This is a genomic window from Paludibacterium sp. B53371, from assembly GCF_018802765.1.
GTDB lineage: Bacteria > Pseudomonadota > Gammaproteobacteria > Burkholderiales > Chromobacteriaceae > Paludibacterium.
Genome location: NZ_CP069163.1, coordinates 861,930 through 885,428, shown reverse-complemented (window position 1 = coordinate 885,428; position 23,499 = coordinate 861,930). Strand labels below are relative to the sequence as shown.

Annotated in this window: 24 protein-coding genes; 9 read left to right on the top strand and 15 right to left on the bottom strand. The window is 63.1% G+C overall.

All coding sequences use genetic code 11. The features are described 5' to 3' along the window. The first annotated feature begins 65 nt into the window (after window positions 1-65). From JNO51_RS04230 to JNO51_RS04210, 5 genes are read left to right on the top strand one after another with little or no spacing between them, the layout of a single operon-like run. On the top strand, window positions 66-2,210 hold the full coding sequence (locus tag JNO51_RS04230; RefSeq protein ID WP_215781749.1) for a TonB-dependent siderophore receptor: 2,145 nt from the start codon (window positions 66-68) through the stop codon (window positions 2,208-2,210). A gap of 3 nt (window positions 2,211-2,213) precedes the next feature. Continuing rightward, a complete protein-coding gene (locus JNO51_RS04225) occupies window positions 2,214-2,918 on the top strand; it encodes an energy transducer TonB (protein ID WP_215781747.1) in 705 nt (234 codons plus the stop codon). Between the two features lie 12 nt (window positions 2,919-2,930). Then, window positions 2,931-3,635 carry a MotA/TolQ/ExbB proton channel family protein gene (locus JNO51_RS04220; RefSeq protein ID WP_252346184.1) on the top strand — a complete coding sequence of 235 codons (705 nt, stop codon included), beginning with the start codon at window positions 2,931-2,933 and terminating at the stop codon, window positions 3,633-3,635. 3 nt (window positions 3,636-3,638) lie between these two features. Next, on the top strand, window positions 3,639-4,076 hold the full coding sequence (locus tag JNO51_RS04215; RefSeq protein WP_215781745.1) for a biopolymer transporter ExbD: 438 nt from the start codon (window positions 3,639-3,641) through the stop codon (window positions 4,074-4,076). A gap of 50 nt (window positions 4,077-4,126) precedes the next feature. Beyond that, entirely contained in the window at window positions 4,127-4,846 is a 720-nt protein-coding gene (locus JNO51_RS04210) for an ABC transporter substrate-binding protein (protein WP_215781742.1), read from the top strand. 114 nt (window positions 4,847-4,960) lie between these two features. Here the strand turns inward: JNO51_RS04210 and zapE are convergent, their stop codons facing one another. The 12 genes from zapE to cmk all read right to left on the bottom strand — a co-directional run bounded on the left by zapE (window position 4,961) and on the right by cmk (window position 16,099). Continuing rightward, window positions 4,961-6,118 carry a cell division protein ZapE gene (gene zapE / locus JNO51_RS04205; RefSeq protein WP_215781740.1) on the bottom strand — a complete coding sequence of 386 codons (1,158 nt, stop codon included), beginning with the start codon at window positions 6,116-6,118 and terminating at the stop codon, window positions 4,961-4,963. Window positions 6,119-6,128: 10 nt separating this feature from the next. Then, window positions 6,129-7,049, bottom strand: coding sequence for a cysteine synthase CysM (gene cysM, locus JNO51_RS04200; protein ID WP_338621165.1), 921 nt, complete (start codon window positions 7,047-7,049; stop codon window positions 6,129-6,131). A 12-nt stretch (window positions 7,050-7,061) separates the two neighbouring features. Continuing rightward, on the bottom strand, window positions 7,062-8,060 hold the full coding sequence (gene rfaD / locus JNO51_RS04195; RefSeq protein ID WP_215781738.1) for an ADP-glyceromanno-heptose 6-epimerase: 999 nt from the start codon (window positions 8,058-8,060) through the stop codon (window positions 7,062-7,064). Between the two features lie 9 nt (window positions 8,061-8,069). Next, entirely contained in the window at window positions 8,070-9,038 is a 969-nt protein-coding gene (gene rfaE1 / locus JNO51_RS04190) for a D-glycero-beta-D-manno-heptose-7-phosphate kinase (RefSeq protein ID WP_215781736.1), read from the bottom strand. Window positions 9,039-9,046: 8 nt separating this feature from the next. After that, window positions 9,047-10,366, bottom strand: a complete 1,320-nt coding sequence (locus JNO51_RS04185; RefSeq protein WP_215781734.1) for a UDP-glucose/GDP-mannose dehydrogenase family protein — start codon at window positions 10,364-10,366, stop codon at window positions 9,047-9,049. Then, the gene (gene pyrF, locus JNO51_RS04180; RefSeq protein WP_215781731.1) at window positions 10,363-11,109 is read right to left on the bottom strand and encodes an orotidine-5'-phosphate decarboxylase; all 747 of its coding nucleotides are present in this window, start codon (window positions 11,107-11,109) and stop codon (window positions 10,363-10,365) included. Before pyrF ends, JNO51_RS04185 begins: the two co-directional genes overlap by 4 nt. A 16-nt stretch (window positions 11,110-11,125) precedes the next feature. Beyond that, complete coding sequence (gene lapB / locus JNO51_RS04175; protein ID WP_215781729.1) at window positions 11,126-12,289, bottom strand: lipopolysaccharide assembly protein LapB; 1,164 nt, start codon at window positions 12,287-12,289, stop codon at window positions 11,126-11,128. Between the two features lie 46 nt (window positions 12,290-12,335). Further along, a complete protein-coding gene (locus tag JNO51_RS04170) occupies window positions 12,336-12,626 on the bottom strand; it encodes a lipopolysaccharide assembly LapA domain-containing protein (RefSeq protein ID WP_215781726.1) in 291 nt (96 codons plus the stop codon). Between the two features lie 158 nt (window positions 12,627-12,784). Then, window positions 12,785-13,111, bottom strand: coding sequence for a hypothetical protein (locus JNO51_RS04165; RefSeq protein WP_215781724.1), 327 nt, complete (start codon window positions 13,109-13,111; stop codon window positions 12,785-12,787). 197 nt (window positions 13,112-13,308) lie between these two features. After that, window positions 13,309-13,635 carry an integration host factor subunit beta gene (locus JNO51_RS04160; protein ID WP_215781722.1) on the bottom strand — a complete coding sequence of 109 codons (327 nt, stop codon included), beginning with the start codon at window positions 13,633-13,635 and terminating at the stop codon, window positions 13,309-13,311. A gap of 8 nt (window positions 13,636-13,643) precedes the next feature. Beyond that, window positions 13,644-15,326 carry a 30S ribosomal protein S1 gene (gene rpsA, locus JNO51_RS04155; RefSeq protein ID WP_215782656.1) on the bottom strand — a complete coding sequence of 561 codons (1,683 nt, stop codon included), beginning with the start codon at window positions 15,324-15,326 and terminating at the stop codon, window positions 13,644-13,646. 107 nt (window positions 15,327-15,433) lie between these two features. Further along, window positions 15,434-16,099 (bottom strand): (d)CMP kinase, encoded by a 666-nt coding sequence (gene cmk / locus JNO51_RS04150; RefSeq protein WP_215781719.1) that lies wholly within the window; start codon window positions 16,097-16,099, stop codon window positions 15,434-15,436. A gap of 172 nt (window positions 16,100-16,271) precedes the next feature. On the opposite strand from cmk, the gene JNO51_RS04145 reads away from it, so the two are divergent. From JNO51_RS04145 to JNO51_RS04125, 4 genes are all read left to right on the top strand, one after another. Beyond that, window positions 16,272-17,045, top strand: coding sequence for a hypothetical protein (locus JNO51_RS04145; RefSeq protein WP_215781717.1), 774 nt, complete (start codon window positions 16,272-16,274; stop codon window positions 17,043-17,045). A gap of 74 nt (window positions 17,046-17,119) precedes the next feature. Further along, window positions 17,120-18,415 (top strand): 3-phosphoshikimate 1-carboxyvinyltransferase, encoded by a 1,296-nt coding sequence (gene aroA, locus JNO51_RS04140; RefSeq protein ID WP_215781714.1) that lies wholly within the window; start codon window positions 17,120-17,122, stop codon window positions 18,413-18,415. After that, window positions 18,412-19,929, top strand: a complete 1,518-nt coding sequence (hisC, locus tag JNO51_RS04130; protein ID WP_252346183.1) for a histidinol-phosphate transaminase — start codon at window positions 18,412-18,414, stop codon at window positions 19,927-19,929. The genes aroA and hisC overlap by 4 nt, the downstream gene beginning before the upstream one ends. Beyond that, window positions 19,926-20,315 (top strand): carboxymuconolactone decarboxylase family protein, encoded by a 390-nt coding sequence (locus tag JNO51_RS04125; protein WP_215781712.1) that lies wholly within the window; start codon window positions 19,926-19,928, stop codon window positions 20,313-20,315. Before hisC ends, JNO51_RS04125 begins: the two co-directional genes overlap by 4 nt. Window positions 20,316-20,330: 15 nt before the next feature. Here the strand turns inward: JNO51_RS04125 and JNO51_RS04120 are convergent, their stop codons facing one another. The 3 genes from JNO51_RS04120 to JNO51_RS04110 all read right to left on the bottom strand — a co-directional run bounded on the left by JNO51_RS04120 (window position 20,331) and on the right by JNO51_RS04110 (window position 23,397). After that, window positions 20,331-21,212 carry a prephenate dehydrogenase/arogenate dehydrogenase family protein gene (locus tag JNO51_RS04120; RefSeq protein ID WP_215781710.1) on the bottom strand — a complete coding sequence of 294 codons (882 nt, stop codon included), beginning with the start codon at window positions 21,210-21,212 and terminating at the stop codon, window positions 20,331-20,333. Window positions 21,213-21,292: 80 nt separating this feature from the next. Then, window positions 21,293-22,099, bottom strand: a complete 807-nt coding sequence (gene pabC / locus JNO51_RS04115; RefSeq protein ID WP_215781708.1) for an aminodeoxychorismate lyase — start codon at window positions 22,097-22,099, stop codon at window positions 21,293-21,295. Beyond that, window positions 22,096-23,397 carry an aminodeoxychorismate synthase component I gene (locus JNO51_RS04110; protein ID WP_215781706.1) on the bottom strand — a complete coding sequence of 434 codons (1,302 nt, stop codon included), beginning with the start codon at window positions 23,395-23,397 and terminating at the stop codon, window positions 22,096-22,098. The genes pabC and JNO51_RS04110 overlap by 4 nt, the downstream gene beginning before the upstream one ends. Between the last annotated feature and the right edge of the window lie 102 nt (window positions 23,398-23,499).

Genomic DNA, 23,499 nt, shown 5'->3' with positions numbered 1-23,499 from the left:
ATTATCAATACAATTTATCGAAATTGTTTTCAGACCAACAGCACAGAAAGAAGCGAAAGATCCGTATGTCTCCGTCACCCTTCCCTTCCCGTCTTACCAAACTGGTCCTCGCCCTGAACCTGGCCAGCATGAGCAGCCTGGTCCTGGCCGATGAAGCAGCCACCCTGCCGACCGTCACGGTCAAAGCCAGCCCGGCAACCGCCCAGTCGCCCACCAGCGGCTACAGCGCCGGCAGCAGTGCGGCAGCCAGCAAGACCGACACCCCCTGGGTACTGATCGATCACTCGGTTTCAGTCATCACCCGGCAACAGATCGAAGATCAGGCACCGCATACCTTGTCCGAGGCGCTGAGCTATACGCCAGGGGTGTTCAGCAATGCCATCGGTTCCAGCAGCCGCTACGACTACATCGTGCTGCGCGGTTTCAACGGACACATGAACAACAATCAGTGGCTGGACGGGCTGCGCCTGGCGGGCGATCCGGAGGGCAGCAATTCACCGCAAGTCGATCCATTCTTTGTTGAGCGCATGGATGTGGTCCGCGGACCGGATTCGGTGCTGTATGGCCAATCCTCGCCCGGCGGTCTGGTGGCACTGACCAGCAAACGACCATTGTCCTCGCCGCTGCACCAGCTCGAAGTCGGCATCGGCAACAACCAGCAGCAGTGGCTGGGACTCGATATCACCGGTCCGCTGAATGACCGGCCGGATCTGGACTACCGCCTGGTGGTCAAGGGGCAGCGCCGCAATGAGCAGCAGACGCTGGCGCAGAGTGAACGCTATACCGTGGCGCCATCGCTGAGCTGGCGCATCGACGGCCAGAACCGGCTGCTGTTGCAGGCCTACCTGCAGCACGAACCCTCCACCGGTTATCACGGCTCGGTGCCCTGGGAAGGCTCGGGGGTGAATCATCAGGGGAGCAGGCTGCCGGCCAGCTTCGATGACGGCGCCAGCGGGGATGGCATGCACCGCCAGCAACAAATGTTCGGCTATCAGTTTGAGCATGACTTCAACAGCGACTGGCAATTCCGCCAGAACCTGCGCTACCAGAAGAGCAAGGTCAGTCAGTTGCAGGTCTATCAGACCGGCTGGGCCGGTGCCGGCAGCTCGGTACTGAACCGGGCGGCCTCGCAAGGCGAAGAGCATGGCGAGACCTTCCTGATCGACAACCAGTTGCAGGGCAAGCTGACCACCGGCGCGGTGCAGCACACCCTGCTGGTCGGGGTGGACAGCAGCCGCATGCGCAACGGGGGCTATAACCGCTATGGCAGCGCCGACTCGCTGGATACGTCGGCACCGCAATACGACAGCGGCAACATCACCTTTGGCGCCCCGTCATACTTCAACCACGACAACCTGCAGACCGGGATCTATGCCCAGGATCAGATGGCCTGGAATCGTTGGCGTCTGACGCTGGGTGTACGCCAGGATCAGGCGCGGGTGCATACCGACGACCCGCAAAGTGGCAGCCGCAGCGAGTGGAACGGCAGCAAGGTGACAACCCGCGCCGGCGTGCTGTATGAGGCGGCCAACGGCTTGACGCCCTACTTCAATTACAGCGAGGGCTTTGACCCGAACGCCTCGTATGCCACCGGCAGCGACGGTCAACTGCTGGCACCGCAACAAAGCCGGCAAAAGGAAGTGGGCCTGAAGTATCAGCCGGCCGGCGGGCAGACCCAACTGAGTATCGCCAGCTATGACCTGCGCCAGCAGAACCTGGCCTATTACAACCCGATCACGCTGACCTACCAGCCGGTCGGCGTGGTGACCTCGCGCGGCATTGAACTGGAGGGCAAGACCCGTATCGGGAATCAATGGTCACTGATGGCCAGCATGACCTTCAACCGCCTGCGCATCGATCAGGGTCCGCAACAAGGCAACACCCCGTTTGGTTCGCCGTCTCGCATGGCCTCGCTCTGGGTAGACTATGCCTTCGCCAGCGGTCTGGGCCTGGGCAGCGGGATTCGCTACACCGGTCCGAGCTGGGCGGACAGCGCCAACACCACTCGCCTGCCGTCCTACACCCTGGTGGATCTGGCCCTGCGCTACGACCTGGGGCGCATGAGCCCGGCCTGGCAGGGGGCCACGCTGCGCCTGTCCGCCAACAACCTGTTCAACCGTACTTATGTGGCCAGCTGCTACGACAGCCTGACTTACTGCTACTACGGCAGCAAACGCACGCTGAGTGCCACCCTTGGCTATCAGTGGTAAGCCATGGCGTCTCAAGGTCAGACCATTCCCATGATCATTGCCCTGCGACGCCGGCCCGGCTGGCGACCGCAGCCCCTGGGCTGCCTGCTGCTCACCGCCTTGCTGCATGCCCTGGCGCTGTGGTGGCTGTCCTCGGGGCCGCGGCAGGCGCCTGCCCCGGTCACCCCCCCCACCGTGACCGGGCGGCTGGTGGCCACGATGGCTCCGGCCGCCCCGCCGGTGACCGCAGCAAGCCGACCGGTGCGGCCGTCACCGGCCACCACGGCACCCCACAGCCGGGCGCTTCCTCCGGTCCGAACGGTCAGCCACACGGCAGCGGCAGCCCCCCACCCGGCCCCCGCCCCACTTTCCGCCCCGCAGGCAGCCCCCCCGGCGCCGACGGTCGCGGAATCCAGGGCCCCGGCGACGGAGGCCCCGGTGTCCCCCCCAATGAGCCAGGCCGCCGGGCTGAATAACCCGGACCCGACCTACCCGGCCTTGTCTCAACGTTTGGGAGAGGAAGGCGTGGTGGTGCTGTCGGTGCTGATTCTGGCCAATGGCAATGTGGCGGAGGTGGCGGTGCAGCGCAGCAGCGGCTACCCGCGGCTGGATGAGGCGGCCCTGGCTGCGGTACGCCGCTGGCATTACCGTCCGGCACGGCGAGCGGGCGTCGCCATCGATTACCGCTATAGCCAGCCGATCCGTTTTTCGATCGATGAATCCAATTAGTGAAAGGTTTACATGTCTTCTGCACTGCATCTCGACCAACTCTGGGCTCAGAGTGATCTGACCATCCGACTGGTGGCGCTCGTCCTGCTGAGCATGTCACTCGCCAGCTGGTCTCTGATCCTGCTGCATGCCACTCGCTGGTGGCAGCTGCGGCGCGCAGCACGGGCCATGGCCGGCTTCTGGCATGCCAGCAGTTTCGAACAGGGGCTGACCACCCTGGGCCAGGCGGGTGATGGTGTCGCCAATCCGTATCGTCTGCTGGCACTGGAATGCCGCCAGGCCGTACAACACCACCGCGACAATCAGCAGGACCTGCACGGGCAGCTGGCGTTGACCGACTGGCTGACCGAAAGCCTGAGTGGCGCCATCGACGAGTGCGGCCAGAGCCTGCAAAGTGGTCTGTCCATCCTGGCCTCGGTCGGCTCCACGGCCCCCTTCATCGGACTGTTCGGCACGGTATGGGGCATCTATCACGCCCTGGTGAATATTGGTGCGGCCGGTCAGAGTTCGCTGGACAAGGTCGCCGGCCCGGTCGGCGAAGCCCTGGTCATGACCGCATTCGGTCTGGCGGTGGCGATTCCGGCCGTACTGGGTTACAACGCCTTCACCCGGGTCAATCGCACAGTGATCGGCCGGCTGCAGCGATTCGCCCGCCAGCTGCACGCTTACTCACTCACCGGCAGTACCACCCAGCCGGTCACATTGCGGGAGCGCTGAGCCATGGCATTCAAACAGGGTTTGTCCTCCTCCGAGGAGGAGGTTCTGAGTGAAATCAACATGACGCCGCTGGTAGACGTCATGCTGGTGCTGCTGGTGATCTTCATGCTGGTGCTGCCGGTGATGAGCCAGGCGGTGAAACTGGACTTGCCGCAGGCCAACGCGACGCCGCTGGCGCCGGCCACGCCGCAGACCGTCACCCTGTCGGTGACACAGGATGGCCGCTTTTTCTGGAACAGCACCGCCGTGGACAGTGCGACCATGGCCGACAGGCTCAGGACCCTGGCCGCACAGTCGCCGCGCACCGAGGTACGCATCCGCGCCGATCAGCGCACCGAGTATCGCCATGTCATGACCCTGATGGCCCTGGCGCAACAGAGCGGGCTGGCGCAGCTGAATTTCATGACTCAGGCCGAGGCACCGTCACACGATACCCATTGACCCCGGCTGGCGAGCGCTTATAACGAAAGCATGTCCGACGGAGGGGTGTCATGAGGCGATGCGCCGGTTGCTGGCTGTTGCTGTGGTCTCTGCTCGGCCCGTGTGCGTCGGCGGTGACGCTGATCGGCGCCGAAGTCCCCCCCTTCGTCACCCAGCAGGGCGGGCTGGCGGTGGCCATTCTGCGCGAGGCCGCACGTCGCGCCGGGACCGATGACCACGTCACGGTCTACCCCTTCATCCGTGCCATGGTCCTGGCCACCCAGCCCGGAGGCCCTTATCTGCTGGTCCCTCCCGGCCGTACCCCCGCACGCGAATCGCGTTACCAGTGGGTGGCGCCCCTGATGGACGAAGCCTTTGTGCTGGTCGGCAATCGCAAGGTCAACCCCAACCCGCCGAGCCGAAGCGCCATGACCGGACAATTGATCGGGGTCATGCGCAACTCGGTCGGCCAGGAGCTGGCCAGCCACATCCCACAGTCCAGACTGAGTGTGGTCACCTACGAAACCACCAATGCAGCCATGCTGGCCAACGGCCATATCGGTGCCTGGGCGGTCGCCTGGAACACCGCCCTGCAGGCCCAGCGCGAGGCCGGCCTGCCGGTTGAAGATCTGCTCAAGGGGGAAGTACTGATGCGCAGCACGCTCTATCTGGCGGCATCACTGGACATGAGCGCCAGTGAAGTACAGCGCTGGCGCAGCATTCTCGACAACATGCGCAAGGACGGCACCATCGCCCGACTAGAGCACGACTACCGCTACGTCCTGCCATAAGCCGGGGTCAGGTCTTGTTTTTTGCATCGTAAGCCGCGTAAGCCGGGGTCAGGTCTTGTTTTTTGCATCTCGATGCAAAAAACAAGACCTGACCCCGGGTGATGGGGTGGCGGCTTACAGGGCGACACTGCGGGACGGGTCGAGCTGAAATTCGTCGACCAGGTGGGGCAAGGCCAGGTAGCTGTCGGTCTGCATCTCGGTCAGGCGACTGGCGGTGCGGAAGAATTCGCTGGCCTGCACACCATCCACATAGATCTGCTCGGCCGGCACGGCCGAAGACGCCACCAGCTTGACCCGGTGGTCGTACAGCACATCGATCAGCCAGGTAAAACGGCGCGCTTCGGCCGCCTGGGCGGCGCTCAGCGCCGGGATGCCGGACAGGAAGACGGTGTGATAGTCGCGGGCAATTTCCAGGTAGTCGGTCTGTGAGCGCGGACCGCCGCACAGGGCGGCAAAGTCGAACCAGATGACTCCGGGAGCATGACGCCGCAGCGGGATGTGCCGACCGAACAGCTCGATGTCGTTGGCCAGCGGGGTGGCTTCGAGCGTCAGTCGGCTGAACATGGCATCCATGCTGGCTTCAGCGGCGGCATCGGCCGGCACCTGAAACAAGTCCGCCCGCGCCAGTTCGCGCAGGCGATAGTCATTGCCGCCATCCACGGTAATCACTTCCAGCTGCGACTCCATCAGGGCGATGGCCGGCAGGAAGCGGTCACGCTGCAGGCCATTGGGGTAAAGCCCCGAGGGCGGGTAGTTGGAGGTCGCCACCAGCACCACACCCCGCTCGAACATGGCACTGAGCAGGCGGTAGAGGATCATGGCATCGGCGATGTCGCTGACGTGGAACTCGTCAAAGCACAATAGCCGGGTGGTCTTGGCGATGCGATCCGCCACGATCAGCAGCGGATCGGTCTCCTGCGTCAGGGTTTGCAGCTGGCGATGCACTTCCGCCATGAAGTGGTGAAAATGCACGCGGCGTTTGCGCCGGTAGGGAACGCACTGGAAAAAAGCATCCATCAGGAAGCTCTTGCCGCGCCCTACCCCTCCCCACAGATACAGCCCTTTGGGCACCGGCGGATTGCGCAGGCTGCGCCCGAGAAAGCGGTCGCGCCGGGCCTTGAACTCCAGCAGGCGCTGCCACAGGTCGGTCAGCCGCTCGATGGCAGCGGCTTGTGCCGGATCATGGATGAAACCGTCGCGCGCCAGGGCAGCCTGGTACCAGGCCCGGGGGCTTTGGCCGCTCTCGGCAGGGGAATAGGCATGTTGCGCCATGGATTTCCTTTCAGGCGAACAGGCCGGTCGACAGATAGCGGTCGCCGCGGTCACAGACGATGCTGACGATGACGGCATTTTCCAGTTCGGCATCCAGCTGCAAGGCCACCGCCAGCGCGCCGCCGGAGGAAGGGCCGGCCAGGATGCCCTCTTCACGCGCCAGGCGGCGGGCGGTGTCTTCTGCCCTTTGCTGGTCGATCAGGATCAGGCGATCGATGCGCTGAAACTCACAGATCTTCGGCAGATAATCATCTTCCCAGCGGCGGATGCCGGGAATCTGGCTGCCCGGCTCGGGCTGGACGCCAATGATCTGGATGTCGCGATTTTGCTGCTTGAGGTAGCGACTGACCCCCATGATGGTGCCGGTAGTGCCCATGCTGGAGACGAAGTGGGTAATCCGGCCATCGGTTTGCTGCCAGATTTCCGGACCTGTTCCTTCGTAGTGGGCCTCGGGGTTATCCCGGTTGCTGAACTGATCGAGAATCAGCCCGCGACCTTCCGACTGCATCTGTCGTGCCAGGTCAATGGCACCGGGCATCGATTGCGCCGCCGGGGTCAGCAGGACCTCGGCGCCATAGGCGCGCATGGTCTGCACCCGCTCGGCACTCGAGTTCTCCGGCATGATGAGGATCATGCGATAGCCCATCATCGCAGCCGCCATGGCCAGGGCAATCCCGGTATTGCCACTGGTCGGTTCAATCAGGGTATCGCCAGGCCGAATGTCGCCACGCGCCTCGGCACGACGGATCATGGAGAGTGCAGGACGGTCCTTGACCGAACCGGCCGGATTATTACCTTCCAGCTTGACCAGCAGCGTATTGCCGCGCCCGGCAGGCAGGCGCTTGAGCCGGACCAGAGGGGTCTGGCCGACGTAATCTTCGAGGGTTTTGAACACCGGTGGCTCCAGAATAAAAAAAGCCGGATGAGGCATCCGGCCCGGGGCTTATTCCTTGCTGATCAACCAGTCGACATAGCGCGACACACCCTGCTCGACGTTGAGCATCGGTGCCGTGTAACCGGCGTCGCGCAACTTGCTGATGTCGCCCTGGGTGAAGCTCTGATACTTGCCCTTGAGCGCGTCGGGGAACGGGATGTACTCCAGCAGCCCCTGCGCCACCATCTCATCCAGGCTCAGCGCCGGCAGGCCTTCATGACGGCGGCAGGCATTGACGGTCGCCACGGCGACGTCGTTGAACGGCTGCGCCCGGCCACTACCGAGGTTGAAGATGCCCGACAACTCGGGGTGGTCCAGGAAGAACAGGTTGACCTTGACCACGTCCTCCACCGAGACAAAGTCACGGCTCTGCATGCCGTCGCCCCAGCCATCCCAGCCCCCAAAGAGCTTGACCTTGCCCTCCTTGCGGTACTGGTTGAAGTTGTGGAAGGCCACCGAGGCCATGCGCTCCTTGTGCTGTTCGCGCGGGCCGTAGACGTTGAAGTAGCGGAAGCCGGCCACCTGGGCAGTCAGGCCATCCGCCATGCGCCGGCGCAGCACCTGGTCGAACAGGAATTTGGAGTAGCCGTAGACGTTGAGGGGCGACTCGTGTTCGCGCTGCTCGACGAAGGTGGTCCCGGCGCCATAGACCGCGGCACTGGAGGCATACAGGAAGGGAATGGCCTCGCCCTGGCAGTGATTGAACAGCGACAGGGTGTACTGATAGTTGTTTTCCATCATGTACTTGCCGTCGTGATTCATGGTGTCGGAGCAGGCACCCTGATGGATCACGGCACGCAGTTCGCCATCCAGCTCGCCTTCGGCCAGCATCATCATGAAGTCATGCTTGTCGAGATAGTGGCTGATGTCGCAATCGACCATATTGCGGAACTGATCGCCACGGGTCAGATCATCGACGGCGATGATGTCGGTCTCGCCACGCTGGTTCAGCGCCTTGACGATGTTCGAACCGATAAAACCGGCCGCGCCGGTAACAACGATAGTCATGTCTGCTCCTTAGGCTTGCAGCGCAAAAAGTTCTTCCTGACGACAGACGGCGGTGCCCAGCTTGCCGACCACGATGCCGGCGGCGGCATTGGCCAGCGACATGGCCTGCGGCAGCGGCAGACCGGCAGCCAGCATCAGGCCCAGCGTGCCGATAACGGTATCGCCGGCACCGGAAACGTCATACACCTCACGCGCCAGGGTCGGCTGGTGCAGGGCGCCACTGGCGCTGAACAGGGTCATGCCGGCTTCGCTCAGGGTCACCAGCAGGGCATCGAGATTCAATTCGGCGCGCAGGGTTTCGGCCTTGCGGGCCAGTTCGGCATCATCGCGCCAACTGCCGGCCACCTGGCGGAATTCGCTGCGGTTCGGGGTCAGTAGCGTGGCGCCGGCGTATTTGCTGTAGTCGTCACCCTTGGGGTCGATCAGTACGGCTTTGCCGTGCGCCCGCGCCAGTTCGATCATCTTGGCCACATGGGTCAGCCCGCCCTTGCCATAGTCGGACAGAATCACCACATCGTGGTCGGCGAGGATTTTTTCATACTCGTCGAGCTTGGCCGCCAGGATCTCGTGGCTGGGCGCATCTTCGAAGTCCAGCCGGATCAGCTGTTGCTGCCGGGCCACCACACGCAGCTTGATGGTGGTGGAGATGCTGGCGTCGCGCTGCAGGGAGGTGTTGACCCCCTTCTCGACCAGCAGGCGCTCCAGCGCCGTGGCGGCCTCGTCGTCGCCCACCACCGAGAGGATGGTGGCCTGACCGCCGAGGCTGACGATATTGCGGGCCACGTTGGCCGCCCCGCCGGCACGCTCTTCCATGCGGGCAATGCGGGCCACCGGCACCGGCGCTTCCGGCGAAATGCGCGAGACATCACCGAACCAGTAGCGGTCCAGCATCACGTCGCCCACCACCAGCACACGGGCACCGGCCAGACGAGCCGACAGACTGGCCGGCTCGAGGGAAAGTTGTTGCAGCAGACTCATGCGTGTCCTCAGCGACCGATGGCCTGGTAATCAAAACCCTGCTGACGCACCCACTGCGGATCGTACATATTGCGACCATCAAAGATGGTCGGCGTCTTGAGCACTTTCTTGAGCAGATCAAAGTCCGGGCTGCGGAACATCTTCCATTCGGTGACGATCAGCAGGGCATCGGCGCCTTCGGCGGCTTCCATCATGTCGTGAGCAAAGCGTACGCGCGGATTGTCGCCGATCACGCGGTGGGCTTCTTCCATGGCGACCGGGTCATAGGCCACGACTTCGGCACCACGGGCGGTCAGTTCATGCACGATGACCCGCGAGGCGGCCTCGCGCATGTCGTCGGTATTCGGTTTGAAAGCCAGCCCCCAGATGCCGAAACGGTGGCCGCTCAGATCCGTGCCGAAGCGCTTTTCGATTTTCTCGACCAGACGGTGCTTCTGCAGCTCGTTGGCTTCTTCAACGGCCTCCAGTACGCGCAGGGTGTGGCCGTTTTCCTTGCCGGTGCTGATCAGGGCCTTGACGTCCTTGGGGAAGCAGGAGCCACCATACCCAGTGCCCGGGTACAGGAAGTGATAGCCGATACGCGGGTCGGAGCCGATGCCCTTGCGCACCAGTTCGATGTCGGCGCCCAGGGTTTCTGCCAGGTTGGCCAGTTCGTTCATGAAGGAAATGCGGGTAGCCAGCATGGCGTTGGCGGCGTACTTGGTCAGCTCGGCCGAACGAACGTCCATGAAGAAAATACGCTCATGGTTGCGCTGGAACGGCGAGTAGAGACGACGCATGGTGTCGATGGCGCGCTCATCTTCGGCGCCGACCACGATGCGGTCCGGTTTCATGAAGTCTTCGATCGCGGCACCTTCCTTGAGGAATTCCGGATTGGACACCACCGAGAACGGAATGGCCATGCCGCGGGCGCTCAGCTCTTCGGCCAGTGCCGCCTTGACCTTGTCGGCGGTACCAACCGGCACGGTCGACTTGTCAACCACCACCTTGTAATCGGTCATGTGGCGACCGATATTGCGCGCGGCGGAAATGACATATTGCAGATCGGCGGAACCGTCTTCATCCGGCGGCGTGCCGACGGCGATGAACTGCACTTCACCAAAGGCCACGGATTCGGCGATGTCGGTGGTGAAGGTCAGACGGCCGGCTTCGACATTGCGGCGGACCAGATCATCCAGGCCCGGTTCGAAGATCGGAATGCCACCCTGCTTCAGCGTGGCGATTTTTTTGGCGTCCAGGTCGAGGCAGCAAACATGGTTGCCCACTTCGGCCAGGCAGGTGCCAGTGACCAGGCCCACGTAGCCGGAACCAATAACCGTAATTTTCATGATTGTTTCTTTCTGAAGAGTTCGATGTCGGAATTGATTTTGCGCAGGACCTGCAAAGGCTGGTCGGCGCGGGTGATCGGACGGCCGATCACCAGATAGTCGGCGCCGGCGGCCAGCGCGGCCGTCGGGGTCATGACGCGGCGCTGGTCATCTGCCGCACTGTCGGAAAGACGGATACCCGGGGTCACCAGCTTGAACTGGGGACCAAGGCGGGCCTTGAGCAGCTGCGCTTCCTGTGCCGAGCACACCACGCCATCCAGGCCGCAATCTTGTGTCAGGGTCGCCAGACGCATGACATGCTCTTCCGGGCTGACGCTGATGCCGACCTCGGCCAGATCTGCGGCCTCCATGCTGGTCAGCACCGTCACGCCGATCAGCAGCGGTCGCTGGCTCAGATTGGCCAGTGCTTCGCGCGCCGCCGTCATCATGCGCCGGCCGCCACCGGCATGGACGTTGACCATCCAGACCCCGGCATCGGCCGCCATGGCGCAGGCCTGGGCCACGGTATTGGGAATATCGTGAAACTTGAGGTCGAGAAACACCTGGAAGCCACGCAGCACCAGGCTTTCCACCAGCTCACGCCCGGAGGCGGTAAACAGCTCCTTGCCGACCTTGACCCGACAGTCCGCCGGATCAAGACGGGCGGCAAAATCAAGCGCAGCATGGGCATCGCGGAAGTCCAGCGCCACGATGACCGGGGAGCGGGTTTCCAGCGCCAGTTCGGCCGACAGCAATGGGTTCATGTGTGTGCGTCCAGGTTTAGTGGGTTTCCGAACGATTGGCGGTGAAGCTTTCCCACTCGCCGCAGGCCGGGCAATGCCAGAAGAAGGCACGCGAACGGAAATTGCAGCAGCGGCAGGTATGCACCGACAGTCTCTGGGCATGCTTGGCGATCAGGGCACGGGCCACTTCGGCATCCATGCGCCCTTCCGGCGACAGGGCATCCATCTGGGCCTCGATGAGACGATAGACGCCCGACAGCGAGGGGCGTGCCTGTACCGCTTCGCGCACCGACTCCAGCGCCTGGGCCTCATTACCGAAGCTGCACAGCTTCTGGTACAGCATGTCGGTCATGTCCAGCTGGGGGAAGGTTTTCTGATAGCCACGCAGCAGGGCAATCCCCTCTTGCGGTCGCCCGAGTTTTTCATAGGCATCGAACAGCCGCTCGGCAGCCATCGACAGGTATTCGTAGTTCTGCTTCTCGATCCCCTGCCAGGCGGCAATGGCCGCCTCGGTCTGGCCCTCGGCAAATTCGATGTCGCCCAGCAACAGGCTGGCGCGGACGCATTTGCGATTGATCTTGAGTGCCTCCAGGGCATGCTCGCGTGCGGTGCCGTAATGCGACTTGTACAGCTCGCCCTGCGCCAGCTCGCAATGGAATTGCGCCACTTCGTGCTGGAAGGAATGCACATCGCTCTGCAGCTCGCGCGCCGTTTCGATGGCCTTCTGCCAGTCACGGTCCTGCTGATAGATATCCAGCAGCTGACGACGGGCGGCCAGCCCCATATTGCCGCCGAGCAGCTTCAGCAGAATCTCTTCGGCGCGATCCACCAGTCCGGCCTTGCGAAAATCCTGAGCCAGCTCGAAACGCACCTTGTCGCGCTGCTCGACCGGCAAGTCGCTGCTGTCGAGCAGGCGCTGATGCAGCCGGATGGCACGGTCATTTTCGCCCCGTTTGCGGTACAACTTGCCCAGGGTCAGTTGCAGCTCCAGCCCGGATTGCTGCTGTTCACGCGCCACTTCGGCCAGGGCACGCGCGGCCACATCGGTCTTGTCTTCAACCAGGGCATCCAGACCACGGAAGAAACCGGCAGGCACCTGCCGGGCCTGCTTGAGCACCGTGCGCATGTCGACGCGGGCAGCCAGCCAGCCCAATGAGAAAAACACAGGTAGCAGCAACAGCCACCAGAGATCGAGTTCCAAAAACAGCTTCCTTTTCGGGTGCGGGATCGCTCAGCGTGTCGTGATATCAATCCGCCAGGGCGTCGCTCGGGTCGGATTCAACCTGGCCTTGCGGCCGTTGACGCAGTTCTTTTTTCAGCTGCGACAGCTCGCGTCGCATCCGCAGGTAATAAGTGAAGGTTGCCAGAAGACCGACTGCAGCCCCGGCAATGAAAAAGCCCAGCAGAAAAACGATCAGCGGTGCGCTCCAGCTTTGCCCGAAGAACAACTTGAACTCGACGATGTGGCTGTTCTGCACGGTGATGGCAATCAACAACACCAGCAACGCCAGCTCGACGATCCTCAGTAGGTAACGCATGGATTTCCTCTGCTGAAAGAGACTAATTCGCAAGTTTAAACGATCATGGTAAGCAACCCAAGTCCGTCTAATCAAAGAACATGCAATTCATGCCCTGACTGGCGCACAAAACGCCCGAAACCCTCTGCGCCGCGACACAGAGGGCTGATATGGCACCGCTACTGGCAACGGAAGGTCAGCTTGGCCTGATAAGGCTTGTCTTCCGTCAGCAGTCCGACCAGGGGAATGACACTACCGGCCTTGCTCAGCGCGGTATTAATGGTTTGATTCATCTCCCCCTTGTAACTGGTCTCGTTGCTGACCAGCACCACCTCGCCCGCACGCTGATGGCAATATTCCTGCGCCGACTTGAGGGCCACCTTCTCCGCCTCCTGCGGCGAATCGGCATAGTACTGCGAGACGATGGCCGTCTCGTAGCGCATGACCGTCGCCTTGGGGCTGGCGCAACCTGCCAGCAACAACACCAACCAAATCAGTTTGCTCATCCTGTTTCTCTGCATGATTCTTCTCTCGGACATGGGTTTCTGTGGGTTTGCCTGTAACCAAGGCAAAAGCACGTCAATAGTCCTGACCACGCAGGGAAAGTTCTGGCCGCGCTCGCGGTGAGCGGGCAAAAAATGACAAACCCCGCACAAAGGCGGGGTTTGTTTTCGATCCGGCAGGCGGATCGGTTTGGCAACCCTCAGGAGGGTTCCCGAACCGGCGTTTGCAATTCCAGCGACAGGTCGACGCGTTCACGCAGTTCCTTGCCCGCCTTGAAATGCGGAACATACTTCTCAGGAACCGAGACGCTACTTCCCGATTTGGGATTGCGCCCGACTCGCGGCGGACGATAGTTCAGATCGAAGCTACCGAAACCGCGAATCTCGATGCGCTCGCCCTGGGACAAGTTGCTGGCCATCGCATCCAGGATGGTTTTGACGGCCAGCTCAGCGTCTTTGTAGACCAACTGAGAATTGCGCTCAGCCAGGCGTTCAGCCAGTCTCGCAATCAGCTCAGACTTGGTCATTTTGCCGCTTACTCTGCGCTATTGCCGGAGGACAGCTTGGCCTTCAGGAGCGCGCCCAGGTTGGTGGTACCGGCAGTCACGTTCTCGGACTGCAGGCCCTTCAGGGCAGCGGTTTCTTCCTGAGCATCCTTGGCCTTGATCGACAGGCTGATCGAGCGGTTCTTGCGATCCACAGCGATGATCACAGCCTCAACCTCATCACCTTCCTTCAGATGGGTGCGGATGTCTTCAACGCGGTCGCGAGCCACTTCGGAAGCACGCAGGTAGCCTTCAACGTCTTCTTCCAGGGCCACAACGGCACCCTTCGGATCGATCGCCTTGACGGTACCCTTGACCAGAGCGCCCTTGTCGTTCATGGCAACGTAGTTGTTGAACGGATCACCTTCCAGTTGCTTGATGCCCAGGGAGATGCGTTCCTTTTCCACGTCGATGGACAGCACCACGGCTTCCACGTCGTCACCCTTCTTGAAGCGACGGACGGCTTCTTCGCCGGTTTCGGTCCAGGACAGGTCGGACAGGTGTACCAGACCATCGATGCCGCCCGGCAGGCCGACGAACACACCGAAGTCGGTGATCGACTTGATCGCGCCCTTCAGCTTGTCGCCCTTCTTGAAGTTCTGGGCGAATTCGTCCCACGGGTTGGCCATGCACTGCTTCATGCCCAGGCTGATACGACGGCGGTCTTCGTCGATCTCGAGGATCATGACTTCGACTTCGTCGCCAACTTGAACCACCTTGGACGGGTGTACGTTCTTGTTGGTCCAGTCCATTTCGGACACGTGTACCAGGCCTTCGATACCTTGTTCGATTTCAACGAAGGCACCGTAGTCGGTCAGGTTGGTCACCTTGCCGAACAGGCGGGTGCTGGCCGGGTAACGACGGCTCAGGCCGACCCACGGATCTTCGCCCAGTTGCTTCAGACCCAGCGAAACGCGGTTCTTCTCCTGGTCGAACTTCAGGACCTTGGCTTCGACTTCATCGCCAACAGCCAGCACTTCGGACGGGTGCTTCACACGACGCCATGCCAGGTCGGTGATGTGCAGCAGACCATCGATGCCGCCCAGGTCGACGAAGGCACCGTAATCGGTGATGTTCTTGACGATACCCTTGACGACAGCACCTTCCTTCAGGGTTTCCAGCAGCGCCTTGCGCTCTTCGCCCAGGGTCGCTTCCAGCACGGCGCGGCGCGAAACAACCACGTTGTTGCGCTTGCGATCCAGCTTGATGACCTTGAATTCGATCTGCTTGTTTTCGTACGGGGTGGTGTCTTTCACCGGACGAACGTCTACCAGGGAACCCGGCAGGAAGGCACGGATGCCGTTGACCATGACGGTCAGGCCACCCTTGACCTTGCCGCTGATCAGGCCGCCCAGGATGGTGCCGGCTTCCAGCGCTTCTTCCAGTTCAACCCAGGCAGCAAGACGCTTGGCCTTTTCACGCGACAGCTTGGTTTCGCCGAAGCCGTTTTCCAGTGCATCGATCGCCACGGTGACGAAATCGCCGACGGCGACTTCAACTTCGCCCTTGTCGTTCTTGAATTCTTCAACCGGGATCAGGGATTCGGACTTCAGGCCGGCGTTGACGGTCACGAAATTGCCATCAACGGCAACCACTTCAGCGGTGATCACTTCGCCTACGCGCATGTCGTGAAGAGAGAGGCTTTCTTCGAACAGCTGGGCAAAGTTTTCCATGGTGAGGGAGGTCATTAAGAGTACTCACATTTGCATGCCTCACGGCATGCGGGTTAGGGTTTGTCATACACCCCGACACACCATGCATCGGGGCAACCTGCAAAAAATCAGTCGCCGGAAGCCTTGTCGGCGTACCACTGCAGCACCTGCTCGACCGCCTGGTCGATGCTGAGCTGGGTGGTATCGAGCAAGAAGGCATCCGGCTCTTGTCGGAGAGGGGCTACCGCCCGCGCGGCGTCACGCCGGTCGCGATCGATAATGTCCTGCCGAATCTGCGGGAGATTAGCAGATTCTCCCTTGTCGATCAACTGCTTATAACGTCGTTCGGCCCGTTCTTCCGCACTGGCGGTCAGAAAAACCTTCAGATCGGCATCCGGGAACACCACCGACCCCATGTCACGGCCATCTGTCACCAGGCCGGGTGCCTGGCGAAAATCGCGCTGACGCTGCAGCAGTGCGGCGCGCACGGCTGGCAGCGCCCCGACCCGCGAGGCTCCGATGCCGATTTCTTCGGCGCGAATCGCCTCGCCGGCATCGTTGCCGGCCAGCAACACTGCGCCATGGCGAAACTCGGCCGGCAGGCTCAGGGCCGCCGCAGCCAGCGCCGCCTCATCGCACCAGTCAATTCCCGTGCGCAGGGCATGCAATGCCACCAGCCGGTACAGACTACCGGAGTCGAGATACTGAAAGCCCAGCTGTTCAGCCACCCGGGCTGCGACAGTTCCCTTGCCCGATGCGGAAGGGCCATCAATGGCAATCACAGGGATATTCATGCAAGCAGCTCCGGATAAAGCGCGACATTATACATTGTTAGTACTGGCTTGACAGGTTCACACAGACCCACCCCCCTCTGCACCGGCTTGTCAACCAAACCATTTGTCATCGACAAAATAATTTCTCAAGTCAGAATGCATGGCACTTTCCATCACCGACAGGACAGACGCCATGGCGCGCCCATCGCTCTATAGCAATCTCGATCTGCGCACGCTCGACAACGGGGAGATCGACGGCCTTCTCGACCTGCTGTTTCCGGTACACCAGCGCATTTTCGGTGGCGGCACGCCCTCACTGTTCCGCAGCCAGGTCCTGCAGAACCAGGCGGAACACAGTTATCTGCAAGTGCGCATCAACCGGCTCGGTCAGGTCATCGGCTACTGCGCGGTACATTTCTTCCACATCGAACAGCCGGGCCGCCGGGTCTGTATCATGCGCTCGCAGGCCGGACTGCTGCCGGCCTACCGCGGCGGCAACAGTCTGGCCCCCTTCATCCTGGCCCGGCTGCTGGGCTATCGCCTGCGCCATCCCGCCACGCCGATCCACTTCTTTGCCACCCTGATCCACCCCTCCAGCTATCTGCAGTGCCACCGCTATGCCCGCCAGCTCTGGCCAAGGCCGGAACAGGGCCTCCCCGCCGACGTCCGCCGCGTCCTGCAAGACTGCCTGAGCCATTTCGGATACCACGCGGCAGAAGCCCCCCTGCCTCGGGTCGTACCGGTCGGCTGGCGCACACTGGACAACGAGGCCGATCATCACCACTGGCGCAGCTCCCCGCGCCCGGCGGTACGCTTCTTCCTGCAGCACAACCCGGCCTATCTGGACGGGCAGGGCCTGGTCACCCTGGCACCGGTTTCCCTGCTCAATTTACTGACCGCCACCAGCCGGCTGGCCAGGGATCGCCTGCGTCGCCGCCTCGGCCTGCCTCACGCCAAACGGGAATAGGTCTGATTTGCACCTGACCGGGTTGACGGGTAGAGTGAACAGTCAATTTTCATATTTTTCCGAGTCGATCCACCATGGAACAGTTGTCTCTCGCCGCCATTCCCCGCCTGTCCGGCACCCTGAAACTCCCCGGCTCCAAAAGCATTTCCAACCGCACGCTGCTGCTGGCGGCACTGGCCGGCGGCGACACCCTGGTGCGAGACCTGCTCGACTCGGATGACATCCGGCACATGCTCAACGCCCTGCAACTGCTCGGCGTCAGCGTGACCCGACACGGCGACTCGCGCGATTTCAGTGTCAGCGGCAGCGGCGGCGTCTTTCCGGTCCGTTCCGCCGACCTTTTCCTCGGCAATGCCGGCACCGCCTTCCGCCCGCTGACGGCCGCCCTGGCCCTGATGCAGGGCCACTATCATCTTTCCGGCGTGCCGCGCATGCACGAACGGCCGATCGGCGATCTGGTCGATGCCCTGCGCCAGGCGGGTGCCGACATCCGCTACCAGGGTCAGCCGGGCTTCCCGCCGCTGGAAATCGCGCCGGCCAGCATCAACACCGAGCGCGACATCAGCGTCAAAGGCTCGGTCTCCAGCCAGTTCCTGACCGCCCTGCTGATGGCACTGCCGCTGACCGGCCATGCCGCTACCCTGCGCGTCGAAGGCGAACTGATTTCCAAGCCCTACATCAGCATCACGCTCAATCTGATGCGCCGCTTCGGCGTCGATGTCCAGCAACAGGGCTGGGAAACCTTTACCGTGCCGGCCGGGCAGCACTATGTCTCGCCGGGCGAGATCGTGGTGGAAGGCGACGCCTCCAGCGCCTCCTACTTCCTGGCGGCAGGCGTCCTGGCCGGCGGCCCGGTACGGGTCGAGGGCGTGGGAGCCAACAGCATTCAGGGGGACGTGCGCTTTGCCGAGGTGCTCAACCTGATGGGGGCCGACATCCGCTACGGCGACAACTGGATTGAAGCCCGTGCCGGTGACACCCTGCGCGCCATCGACATCGACCTGAATCACATCCCGGACGCCGCCATGACCGTCGCCATGCTGGCCCTGGCCGCCGACGGCACCAGCACGCTGCGCAACATCGCCAGCTGGCGCGTCAAGGAAACCGACCGTCTGGCCGCCATGGCCACCGAGCTGCGCAAGGTCGGCGCCCAGATCGAAGAAGGCGCGGACTACATCCGCATCACCCCGCCGGCCGTCCTGACGCCGCACGCCGAAATCGACACCTACGACGACCACCGTATGGCCATGTGCTTCTCGCTGGTGGCGCTGATGGGGGCGCCGGTGACCATCAACGACCCGAAGTGTGTCGCCAAGACCTTCCCGGATTACTTCGAGCGCCTGGCCGCCCTGGCGGGGAGCGCGGCATGAGCGACCTGTTTGCCCTGCGGCGCGAATTCATCAGCCGCTTTGATCTGCCGATTCCGCCCGCACCGCGCTTTGCCCCGGACAACCTCGCCATGTGGCAGACCATGCTGGCCGAGGAATGGGCCGAATTTCAGCAGGCACTGGCCGACTACCAGGCCGATGATCACCGCGACGAAGCCACCAGCACGCGCCTGATGGCCGAACTGACCGCCGAAGGCGTCGATGTCCTGAACGTGCTGGTCGGCCTGCTGCTGTCACAGGGCATGCCGGTTGAGGCCATGACCCGGGCCATCCACCAGGCCAACCTGCGCAAGGCCGTCAATGGCCAGGTGGTACGCCGGGCCGACGGCAAGGTATTGAAGCCGGAAGGCTGGCAACCGGCGGACAAGGAAGGGGTGATTCGCCAGGCCCGGCAGCAGCCGGCGGCAGACAGCGACCCGCGCCGCTTCTGGAGCGAACTGGTCCATCAGCTCACCCCCTATCAGCCCGGCGAGCAACCGCAACAGCCCATCCAGATCAAGATCAACACCAATGAGAGCCCCTATGGGCCGGCACCGGGCGTCCTGACCGCCATCCAGGCGGCCAGCGATGACAGCCTGCGCCTGTACCCCGACCCGGATGCACGCGCACTCAAGCAACAGATCGCACGCCATCACCAGCTGGACACCCCCCAGATCTTCGTCGGCAACAGCTCGGACGAAGTCCTGGCCACCGTCTTCCAGGCCCTGCTGAAAAAACCGCAGCCCCTGCTGATGCCGGACATCAGCTATGGCTTCTACCCGGTCTATTGCGCGCTGTACGGCATCCCCTATCGCCAGGTGCCGCTGGATGCGCAACTGGCGATCCGCGTGGCAGACTACCGCCAGCCGGCCGGTGCCATCATCCTCGCCAACCCCAATGCCCCGACCGGCCAGTTGCTGACCCTGGACGACATCCGCCAGTTGCTCGACGAGCACCCGGATCAGGTCGTGGTCATCGATGAAGCCTATATCGACTTTGGTGGGGAGAGCGCCATCGCCCTGCTGCCAGAGCACCCCAACCTGCTGGTCGTGCGCACCCTGTCGAAATCACGGGCACTGGCCGGCCTGCGCGTCGGCTATGCCATGGGCCACCCGGCCCTGATCGAAGCCCTGGAACGGATCAAGAACAGCTTCAATGCCTATCCGCTGGACCGTCTGGCCATCGCCGGCGCCATCGCCTCCTTCGAAGACGAAGACTATTTCCGCCGTACCTGCCGCCAGGTGATGCACAATCGGGAACAGTTGCGCCAGGGCCTGCAGGCACTCGGCTTCGAGGTCCTGCCCTCGGCCGCCAACTTCCTGTTCGTGCGCCACCCCCGGCATGATGCCGCCGCCCTGGCCGCCGACCTGCGCCGCGAAGGCATCCTGGTGCGACACTTCAGGCAGCCCCGCATCGAGCAATACCTGCGCATCAGTATCGGCACCGAGGCGCAATGCGCACGACTACTCGACGTCTGGCAACAACAACTCACTTCACGCGAGGCAAGCACCTCATGAGCGAACAGGATCGTCAGGCCGGACAAGCCCGTCGCAGCGCCGTCATGGGCGAGGCATTTGTCGAGCGCGCCATGAGTCAGCAGGACGGATTTTCCCGCCCGCTACAGGACTGGCTCAACGAACATGCCTGGGGCAGTACCTGGCAAAGAGAAGGCATCGACCTGAAAACCCGGAGTCTGGTCACCTGTGGCATGCTGGCCGCCCTGGGACGCAGCACCGAACTGAAAGGTCATGTGCGTGGCGCGCTGAACAACGGCGCCAGTCTGGTGGAAATTCGCGAGGTCTTGCTGCACAGCGCGGTCTATGCCGGCGCACCGGCGGCGGTCGAGGCCTTCCGCGCCGCGCGCGAAATCCTCAATGAACTGGGCCTGAGCCTGCCGGACTAGGCCCCCGGCATCCGGCTACTTGCGCAGAAACTTCTGATGCCAGTCGGTGCGTACCTGACGCGCCGCACTGAAACGTTCGGCCAGCCCGGGCCCGTCCTCACTCGCCAATAGCGCGATCAACTGATCCAGCTCGCCGCGAAAACCCAGCAGCTCGGCCAGCAAAGCCTGCCGGTTGGCCAGCGCCACGTCACGCCACATTTCCGGTGAACTGCCGGCAATGCGGGTAAAGTCGCGAAAACCGGTGGCGGCGAAATCGAGACAACGCGCAGCATTATCCTGCCCGGCCACCAGATTGACGTAACTGAAGGCCAGCAAATGCGGCAAATGACTGACCGCGGCAAAAATGCGGTCATGCTCCTCGGCATCCAGCACCGCGACGCGCGCGCCGCAGGCCTGCCAGAGCGAAGACAACCGTTCAATGGTGGCCGGATCCGTCTCGGCCAGCGGCGTCAGCACCACATCACGGTTTTCATACAGCCCGTACTGGGCGGCCGAGGCCCCCGACAACTCGGAACCGGCAATCGGATGCGCCGGCAGGCAGCAGGCCAGATGATCCGGCAACCCCTGGCGCATGATGGCGGCGACATTGCCCTTGGTACTGCCGACATCCGTCACCAGCGTACCGGGGCGCAAATGCCCGGCCACTGCAGCCAGAATCGCAGCCATCTGCCCGACCGGGGTCGCCAGCAGCAGCACATCGGCACGGGCCGCGGCGGCACAGACATCATCGCTGATCTCGTCCACCACCCCCAGCTCCAGCGCGCGCCGCAGATTATCGGCGGAACGATCGACACCGATCACCCGCCCGACCAGACCGGCACGCTTCAGCGCCAGCGCGAACGAACCGCCGATCAGGCCCACCCCCACCACCACCAAGGTCTCTATGCCTTGCCGCAACGTGCTCTCCCCTTATCTCCCCGGCCTGGCGACCGGGACACGGGCACAAAGGCCCTGTCACGCACCCATCATAAGCGATTTCATGGCGTCTGCGGCGCCGAATCCCGTGCCAGCGCCTGCTGCAACGGTCGCAGCAGCGCAAAGTCCGACCACTGCCGCCCGTCCAGACTGGCCACCGGCCACAGACCCGCCAGGCTGTTGCCCAACACCAGCAGCTCGGCACGCGCCAGCTGCGCGGGCATCAGGCGCACCTCCTGCACCGGCTGTTGCGCCATCATCCAGCTGCGCACGGCCCCGGCCACCCCGCAGCGATCCAGCGCCGGCGTCAGCCAGTGCCCGTCCAGCCGCACAAACAGATTGGTCTGCGTTCCCTCGACCACCGTCCCCTCGCTGTCACACAGCAGCGCTTCCTGCACCTCCGCCGCCATCCGGCTGCGTGCCAGGACATTCTCCAGCCGGTTCAGGTGCTTGACCCCGGCCAGCAAAGGCTGCAAACCGAGCCGGACTTCACTCCAGCCCAGCGCCACCCCGTCCCGGCCCCAATGCTCGGGATAGCCACCCCAGCCACGGGCCGCCACGATGCGGGTCGGCACCGGATCGGCCGGAATGGCATAGCCCCGCGGGGCAGAACCGCGCGTCAGCGTGATCTTGGCCACGGCGCGCGGCAACCCGGCAGCCACCAGCGCCAACTCGGCCAGCAGCACGGACGCGTCCGGCAGCGGCAAGCCCAACTGTGCCGCATCACGCTGCAGACAGGCCCAATGCCAGTCCCACAGACAGGGACGCGCATGACGACACTCCAGCGTGCGAAACACGCCATCACCAAAAGCCAGGCCACGGTCATCAGCCGCCAGCTGCGAGGTAGCCACCCCATTGATCAGCATCATTGGTCAAGCACCCCCAGTGCACGCAACAGACCGCGCGCCTTGTGTCGCGTCTCCATCAGCTCACGCTGCGGATCGGAGTCGGCGACGATGCCGCCCCCGGCCCGAAAACGCAGCGTCGAGCCCTGGCGCATGAAGGTACGAATCAGAATATTGAAATCCATGCTGCCATCGTGATTGATATACCCCAGGCTGCCGGTATAGGCACGGCGTGCCCGGTCCTCCAGCTCGCGGATGATCTGCATGGTACGCACCTTGGGACAACCGGTAATGGTGCCGCCGGGGAACAGCGCGCGCAGCACCGCCACCGGCGCCACCCCGGCACGCAGACGGCCGCGCACATTGGACTCGATATGATGCACATAGGCATAGCTGGCCACCGCCATCAGCTCATTGACCTCCACCGTCCCCGGCAGGCAGATCCGGCCCAGATCATTGCGCTCCAGATCAATCAGCATCACATGCTCGGCACGCTCCTTGATGCTGCTGATCAGGCGCTGCTTCAGCGCCGCATCCTCGGCCGGATCGGGCGAACGCGGGTGCGTCCCGGCAATCGGCCGCGTCTGCACCCAGCCATCACGCACCTCGACCAGCCGCTCCGGCGACGAACTGACAATCTGGGCATGGCCAAAATCGGCCAGCGCCGAGAACGGCGCCGGATTGGCACGCCGCAAGGCTGCGAACAGATCCGCCGCCGAACAGTCTTCGGCCAGTTCGGCACGCCAGCCCCGGGAAATATTCACCTGAAACACATCGCCGTCATGGATGTAGCGCTTCAGCCGGGTGATGGCATCGAGATAACGCTGCGGGTCGTCCTCCTCGAGCCGGCGCAAGGGCGGCACCACCGGGGCGAGCGCAGCAGGCGCATCGCGCAAGGCGGCCTGCAAGGTCTGCCAGCTCTCCTCATCCTCGGCCATGGCCCAGGCCTGACCACGGCCGCGATCGACCAGCAGGGCCGCAGGGATACGGGCCAGGGCGGCCAGCGGAAACGGATCAGGCAAACCAGCCGGCACCTTGTCTTCGAAAGCCTGCAACATCTCATAGCCGAGAAACACGAACCAGCCGCCACAAAACGGCAGACCATGCGGATTATCCAGCGTCTGATCACAAGGCAAACCCTGCAGATCCGCCAGACAGGACTGCACCTCCCCGTCGCCATACACCCGCACCGAACGCGGCAAGGCAAACAGAATGTCCCAGCCGTGCAGGGCATCGGACTGCAGCAGATAAGGAAAGCGTTGGCGGTCAGCGGCATGAATCGCCAGCAGATCCGGCGGGACGGCAAGGAGTTCGGCACGCATGGGGAAACGAGGACCCGGACAATCACAAACCGCAGATTCTACCGGACGAACGGGCCCCTCTGAACAAGATATTTTTCTCCGTGCACACGATGCCGGTGGCCG

Bases quoted from the DNA above. Each gene is read 5' to 3' on its own strand.
- JNO51_RS04230 (WP_215781749.1), top strand. From the start codon at position 66: ATGTCTCCGTCACCCTTCCCTTCCCGTCTTACCAAACTGGTCCTCGCC.
- JNO51_RS04225 (WP_215781747.1), top strand. From the start codon at position 2,214: ATGGCGTCTCAAGGTCAGACCATTCCCATGATCATTGCCCTGCGACGC.
- JNO51_RS04220 (WP_252346184.1), top strand. From the start codon at position 2,931: ATGTCTTCTGCACTGCATCTCGACCAACTCTGGGCTCAGAGTGATCTG.
- JNO51_RS04215 (WP_215781745.1), top strand. From the start codon at position 3,639: ATGGCATTCAAACAGGGTTTGTCCTCCTCCGAGGAGGAGGTTCTGAGT.
- JNO51_RS04210 (WP_215781742.1), top strand. From the start codon at position 4,127: ATGAGGCGATGCGCCGGTTGCTGGCTGTTGCTGTGGTCTCTGCTCGGC.
- zapE (WP_215781740.1), bottom strand. From the start codon at position 6,118: ATGGCGCAACATGCCTATTCCCCTGCCGAGAGCGGCCAAAGCCCCCGG.
- cysM (WP_338621165.1), bottom strand. From the start codon at position 7,049: ATGCCTCATCCGGCTTTTTTTATTCTGGAGCCACCGGTGTTCAAAACC.
- rfaD (WP_215781738.1), bottom strand. From the start codon at position 8,060: ATGACTATCGTTGTTACCGGCGCGGCCGGTTTTATCGGTTCGAACATC.
- rfaE1 (WP_215781736.1), bottom strand. From the start codon at position 9,038: ATGAGTCTGCTGCAACAACTTTCCCTCGAGCCGGCCAGTCTGTCGGCT.
- JNO51_RS04185 (WP_215781734.1), bottom strand. From the start codon at position 10,366: ATGAAAATTACGGTTATTGGTTCCGGCTACGTGGGCCTGGTCACTGGC.
- pyrF (WP_215781731.1), bottom strand. From the start codon at position 11,109: ATGAACCCATTGCTGTCGGCCGAACTGGCGCTGGAAACCCGCTCCCCG.
- JNO51_RS04170 (WP_215781726.1), bottom strand. From the start codon at position 12,626: ATGCGTTACCTACTGAGGATCGTCGAGCTGGCGTTGCTGGTGTTGTTG.
- JNO51_RS04165 (WP_215781724.1), bottom strand. From the start codon at position 13,111: ATGAGCAAACTGATTTGGTTGGTGTTGTTGCTGGCAGGTTGCGCCAGC.
- JNO51_RS04160 (WP_215781722.1), bottom strand. From the start codon at position 13,635: ATGACCAAGTCTGAGCTGATTGCGAGACTGGCTGAACGCCTGGCTGAG.
- rpsA (WP_215782656.1), bottom strand. From the start codon at position 15,326: ATGGAAAACTTTGCCCAGCTGTTCGAAGAAAGCCTCTCTCTTCACGAC.
- cmk (WP_215781719.1), bottom strand. From the start codon at position 16,099: ATGAATATCCCTGTGATTGCCATTGATGGCCCTTCCGCATCGGGCAAG.
- JNO51_RS04145 (WP_215781717.1), top strand. From the start codon at position 16,272: ATGGCGCGCCCATCGCTCTATAGCAATCTCGATCTGCGCACGCTCGAC.
- aroA (WP_215781714.1), top strand. From the start codon at position 17,120: ATGGAACAGTTGTCTCTCGCCGCCATTCCCCGCCTGTCCGGCACCCTG.
- hisC (WP_252346183.1), top strand. From the start codon at position 18,412: ATGAGCGACCTGTTTGCCCTGCGGCGCGAATTCATCAGCCGCTTTGAT.
- JNO51_RS04125 (WP_215781712.1), top strand. From the start codon at position 19,926: ATGAGCGAACAGGATCGTCAGGCCGGACAAGCCCGTCGCAGCGCCGTC.
- pabC (WP_215781708.1), bottom strand. From the start codon at position 22,099: ATGATGCTGATCAATGGGGTGGCTACCTCGCAGCTGGCGGCTGATGAC.
- JNO51_RS04110 (WP_215781706.1), bottom strand. From the start codon at position 23,397: ATGCGTGCCGAACTCCTTGCCGTCCCGCCGGATCTGCTGGCGATTCAT.